The organism is Moorena sp. SIO4A1 (assembly GCF_010672065.1).
Taxonomy (GTDB): Bacteria; Cyanobacteriota; Cyanobacteriia; order Cyanobacteriales; family Coleofasciculaceae; genus Moorena.
In genome coordinates this window covers 1-1,220 of sequence record NZ_JAAHHX010000878.1, presented here as the reverse complement: position 1 = coordinate 1,220, position 1,220 = coordinate 1, and the positions used below count along the sequence as shown (strand labels likewise).

General features: G+C 43.1%; 2 protein-coding genes. Both read right to left on the bottom strand.

Going from position 1 to position 1,220, the window contains the following annotated elements; translation table 11 throughout:
* Positions 1-367 precede the first annotated feature (367 nt).
* A complete protein-coding gene (locus F6K53_RS43720) occupies positions 368-892 on the bottom strand; it encodes a hypothetical protein (protein WP_293087049.1) in 525 nt (174 codons plus the stop codon).
* A gap of 128 nt (positions 893-1,020) precedes the next feature.
* A partial coding sequence (locus F6K53_RS43715) for a hypothetical protein (RefSeq protein ID WP_293087046.1) occupies positions 1,021-1,220 on the bottom strand: 200 nt, incomplete at its 5' end.

Sequence of the window (1,220 nt, the reverse complement as noted above, 5' to 3'; positions counted from 1 at the left end):
TGCATGCATGCCTGTTGCCTTTCCTTATTAACTCTTGCCTGTTACCTTTCCTAATTAAAGTTATGTTCACATCTCAAATCAAGCATTAAGCGGTCAGCGGTCAGCGGTCAGTGGTCAGCGGTCAGTAGTCAGTAGTTAGCGGTTAGTGGTCAGCGGTCAGTGGCCTTTGGCACCTCAAAGATCGTGGCACAGGCTTCGACGCTGTGATCTAAAGCATAAGCTGATAGCTGATTGCTGTTCGCGCAGCGTGCGCGTAGCGCTAATCGCTGATTGCTGTTCGCGCACGCTGCGCGTAGCGCTAATCGCTGATTGCTGATAGCTGAACGCGCACGCGTGCGCGAATGCGCATATGCTGATTACTGACCTACTAAAGTATCTCAAAACCATCGTCAGTTTGATTAATTTCAAGATCCAAACCTGAACTCAATTGAGCAATGGTTTGCCCATCGACTTTTAGCTCACCAGTGATCGGGTCGTAAGTCACGTTAGTCTGGTCACTAACCCCTGGAATCACGATTTTATCTTCTCCAGACTGAAACTCAGTAATAATATCCGGTGCATCGTCAAAAAACTCGAAGGTAAATGTATCATTTCCAGGACCTCCGATCGCCACATCACTGCCTGGTCCTATGATCAGGTTATCATTTCCTTCTCCACCCAGCACCACATCATCCCCTTCATCGCCAGTGATTTGGTCATCTCCGGCTCCACCCAGGGCCACATCATCCCCGTCACCACCGCTAATGTCATCGGTTTGATCACCAGTCTGAATAACATCTAGACCACCGCTGCCATCAATATTACTTGGTTGATCGTCTGGTCCTAAAATCACGAAGCCATCTTCGTTAGTTGGGATAACTTCAACATCTGGGTCAGCAACAATAGAAGACATTTACTATAACTCCTTCTTTATCCTAGTTGATATTACCTATCAACTATAATTTATTAATTTTTTTTTTGCCACACTCTTAGTTTTTTTGATTCTCAAATAGTTTGAGTTAAATGGCATTGTTGGCCTCCTTATTGGTGATAAGCCCTTGATATTAGCTGATTTAGACCAGTAATTTTAATTACTGATTGAAGGTAATCTAGGTTAACTAATATATCTTCTGTTAGTGAGCTAGTATACATTAATTTTCGAATAGGTTTACAGTCAAAATTCTCTCCTTTTACATAATAATGTTTCAGTCCCAATTGTTGGCTAATAAGCCAGTAATCTG

Excerpts from the sequence above, each read along its gene's own strand:
- F6K53_RS43720 (WP_293087049.1), bottom strand. The coding sequence starts at position 892 with ATGTCTTCTATTGTTGCTGACCCAGATGTTGAAGTTATCCCAACTAAC.